Here is a 3,871-nt window from a genome sequence, read left to right as displayed (position 1 = left end):
TTTATTGTCTATTTTATTTCCGGGGTAGCGGAAACAAATCGGGCGCCGTTTGATATTGCAGAAGGCGAATCAGAAATTGTCGCTGGTTTCCATGTGGAATATTCCGGTATGGCGTTTGCCATTTTTTTCCTGGCCGAATACGCCGATATGATTTTGATCTCTATGCTGGCCGCGACCCTGTTTATGGGTGGCTGGTTGTCACCCTTTGATGGGATTCCAGTGCTGGAAAGTGCGTTTTCCTGGGTGCCTGGATTAGTCTGGCTGCTTGGGAAAACAGCTATCTTTTTGTTTATGTACCTATGGTTCCGAGCGACATTTCCTCGGTATCGTTATGATCAGATCATGCGTTTAGGCTGGAAAGTATTTATTCCTGTCACCTTGGTTTGGTTAGTTATTGTGTCGACGGCCCAGGTGTTTGATATAGGGCCTTGGTTTACAGAAAGTGCAGTTATCACTGCGGGAGGGGGATGATGTCAGGTCTCCGTCATTTTTTTAAAAGCTTTCTATTGTGGGAGCTGATTCAGGGACTTCGTCTAACCGGGCGTTATTTGTTTGCCGGCAAAGTCACGGTGCAATATCCCGAGGAAAAAACACCACAGTCACCAAGATTCCGTGGACTGCATGCCTTAAGGCGCTATCCCAATGGGGAAGAGCGCTGTATTGGTTGTAAGTTATGTGAAGCGGTTTGTCCTGCACTTGCCATTACTATCGAAACTGAACCCAGAGATGATGGTAGTCGCCGTACTACTCGCTACGATATCGACTTATTTAAGTGTATTTATTGTGGCTTTTGTGAGGAGTCTTGTCCGGTCGACTCGATTGTTGAAACACGACATTTTGAGTTTCATTTTGAAAACCGAGGTGAACAAATCATTACAAAAGATAAATTACTGGCAATCGGGGATAAATATGAGCCAGAGATTGCTGCAGACCGTGCTGCTGATGAACCTTATCGTTAGGATGACAAACTAGTGGAAAAAATGATTTTTTACTTCTTTGCCGCCATTTTAGTGTTTGCCGCTACCATGGTTATCACTGTGCGTAACCCCGTGCGTGCTGCTTTATTCTTGGTACTAGCTTTTTTTACCAGTGCCGGTATCTGGTTAATGTTGGAGGCAGAATTTCTTGCTATCAGTTTGGTGCTGGTCTACGTGGGAGCTGTGTTAGTACTGTTTTTATTTGTGGTGATGATGCTGGATATTGATCTGGCCCCGCTGAAAGAAGGTTTTACACGGTATTTACCATTAGGGATTATTGTGGCTGCTGTGATTGTGGTGGAAATGATTGCCGTGCTGAATGCGCCCCAATTTGATATTAGTGACGCAGCAGTGACTGACGGCAGTAATACAAAAATGCTGGGTCGTTTGTTGTATACCGTTTATGTGTATCCGTTTGAAATTGCTTCTGTGATCCTGACCGTCGCCATTGTTGCTGCTATCACGCTGACATTACGTGAGCACCATCGTAAATTGCAGGACCCAGCCAAACAGGTGGCCGTTAAATCGACAGACCGGGTGAGAATGGTTGATCTACGCAGCAAAAAACAAGATGGAGGTGGCTCTGAACCATGATTGTTTTATCTGACTATCTTATTCTCGCTGCCATATTGTTCAGCTTGTCTTTAGCGGGTATCTTTCTGAACCGTAAAAATATCATCATTTTATTGATGTGTATTGAGTTAATGCTGCTAGCGGTCAACCTTAACTTTATTGCTTTCTCACACTTTCTCGGCGACCCCGCTGGTCAGGTGTTTGTGTTTTTCATCTTGACAGTGGCAGCTGCGGAGGCGGCAATTGGGCTGGCCATTCTGGTGGTGTTATTCCGTAACCTCAGCACCATTAATGTGTCTGATCTGGATAGGTTAAAGGGGTAAGGGATGCCACAGAGCTTACTGCTTGCCATTGTTATCGCGCCATTATTTGGCAGTATTGCAGCAGGTTTGTTTGGTCGTCATTTAGGCCGTTGCTGGACGCATCGCATTACAATCTTTTCAGTCGGTGTGGCTTTTTTCTTATCCGCCTGGGTATTAAAACTGGTGACAGTCGATGGGCTGACATATAACGACACCGTCTATCAGTGGTTGCAAGCCGGCTCATTACAGCTTCAAGTTGGCTTTATGATTGATGCACTGAGTGCAGTGATGATGACGGTGGTGACCTTTGTGTCATTCATGGTGCATATCTACACCATTGGCTACATGCACGATGATGATGGCTACAGTCGTTTCTTCAGTTATATTTCTTTATTCACGTTTGCCATGTTGATGTTGGTGATGGCAAATAACTTCATGCAGTTATTCTTTGGCTGGGAAGCGGTGGGGCTAGTCTCTTACCTACTGATTGGTTTTTGGTATAAAAAGCCGACGGCGATTTATGCAAACCTCAAAGCTTTCTTAGTGAATAGAGTCGGGGACTTCGGCTTTTTATTGGGCATTTCTGCCGTGTTGATGTATGCGGGTAGTCTGGATTATCTGGCTGTGTTTCAACAAGCACCACAAATGGCAGAGCAAACAATCAGCATTTTTCCAGATACGGCTTGGTCTGTCATGACGCTGACCTGCATCTTGTTATTTATCGGCGCCATGGGCAAATCAGCACAGGTGCCTTTACATGTCTGGTTGCCTGACTCGATGGAAGGGCCGACGCCTATTTCAGCCCTGATTCATGCCGCCACTATGGTTACCGCAGGCATTTTTATGGTGGCGCGTATGTCACCGTTATTCGAGCTTTCTGAAACAGCATTGTCATTTGTGTTGATTATCGGTGCCATTACAGCCTTATTTATGGGACTGCTCGGCTTGGTTCAAAATGATATCAAGCGTGTCATTGCTTATTCGACATTATCGCAGCTGGGTTACATGACTGTAGCGCTTGGTGTTTCTGCTTATGCGGCAGGTGTGTTTCATTTGTTGACTCATGCCTTTTTCAAAGCTTTACTCTTTTTAGCGGCGGGTTCAGTCATTATTGCCATGCACCATGAGCAGGATATGCGAAAAATGGGTGGGCTGAAAAAGTATATGCCTATCACTTACTGGACAAGTCTGATTGGTTCGTTGGCTTTGATTGGCTTTCCTGGTCTGGCTGGATTTTTCTCTAAAGATGCCATTATTGAAGCGGTGCACGCTTCCGAATTAACCGGACATGGCTTTGCCTACTTTGCCGTGTTGTCGGGAGTATTGATCACGGCTCTGTATAGTTTCCGACTGTTTTTTATGGTGTTTCATGGCGCACCCCGATTTAACACTGACCATGGGCATCAGCCTAAAGAATCACCTTGGGTCGTGACATTACCGCTGATTCTGTTAGCGATTCCTTCTGTGATTGCCGGTTATTGGATAGGCAGTATGGTTTACGGTGAGTTTTTTGCTGAGGCCATCTACGTGTCTTCTGCCCATGATGTGCTGGCTGAACAAGCAAAGGACTTCCATGGCATTGTCAGTTTTATCATTCATGGCCTGACTGCGCTGCCATTCTGGCTAGCCATGGCTGGTATAGTCATCGCCTGGTTTTTGTATCTGCGTCGTCCTGAGTTACCTGCTGTGATACAAGAAAAGGGACAGTTTATTTATCGTATTCTCATCAATAAATATGGCTTTGATGACTTTAATCAAACAGTCATCGCAGGGGGCTCCCGACATTTGGGGCAACTTTTATGGCGAATTGGTGATCGCTTGTTGATAGATGGTACGTTGGTGAATGGTACAGCGAAGACGGTAGCTTGGTGCTCAAGATTAGCCAAACAGTTACAGACTGGCTATTTGTATCATTATGCATTTGCAATGATCATCGGGGTGGGACTACTTCTCACTTTTTTTGTAGTGTGACAAGGACGGACTAGGCATTCATGTTAGCTCAACTTCCTTTACTCAGTC

The 3,871-nt window shown here is 45.3% G+C and carries 5 protein-coding genes; all 5 read left to right on the top strand.

Translation table 11 applies throughout. From position 1 onward, the window contains the following. A partial coding sequence (locus tag B4K20_RS00630; protein ID WP_289281487.1) for a complex I subunit 1/NuoH family protein occupies positions 1–471 on the top strand: 471 nt, incomplete at its 5' end. Continuing rightward, the gene (nuoI, locus tag B4K20_RS00625; RefSeq protein ID WP_286304048.1) at positions 468–959 is read left to right on the top strand and encodes an NADH-quinone oxidoreductase subunit NuoI; all 492 of its coding nucleotides are present in this window, start codon (positions 468–470) and stop codon (positions 957–959) included. The genes B4K20_RS00630 and nuoI, both read left to right, overlap by 4 nt. 12 nt (positions 960–971) lie before the next feature. Beyond that, entirely contained in the window at positions 972–1,571 is a 600-nt protein-coding gene (locus B4K20_RS00620; RefSeq protein WP_289281486.1) for an NADH-quinone oxidoreductase subunit J, read from the top strand. Further along, positions 1,568–1,873, top strand: coding sequence for an NADH-quinone oxidoreductase subunit NuoK (gene nuoK, locus B4K20_RS00615; RefSeq protein ID WP_091712823.1), 306 nt, complete (start codon positions 1,568–1,570; stop codon positions 1,871–1,873). The genes B4K20_RS00620 and nuoK overlap by 4 nt, the downstream gene beginning before the upstream one ends. A gap of 3 nt (positions 1,874–1,876) precedes the next feature. Beyond that, positions 1,877–3,823 (top strand): NADH-quinone oxidoreductase subunit L, encoded by a 1,947-nt coding sequence (gene nuoL, locus B4K20_RS00610; protein WP_289281485.1) that lies wholly within the window; start codon positions 1,877–1,879, stop codon positions 3,821–3,823. Positions 3,824–3,871 lie beyond the last annotated feature (48 nt).

Origin of the sequence: Methylophaga sp. UBA5088 (assembly GCF_002414625.1) — a bacterium.
Lineage (GTDB): Bacteria > Pseudomonadota > Gammaproteobacteria > Nitrosococcales > Methylophagaceae > Methylophaga > Methylophaga marina.
Note: the sequence above shows the minus strand (reverse complement) of the source record. Positions and strands in the feature narration are given on the sequence as shown.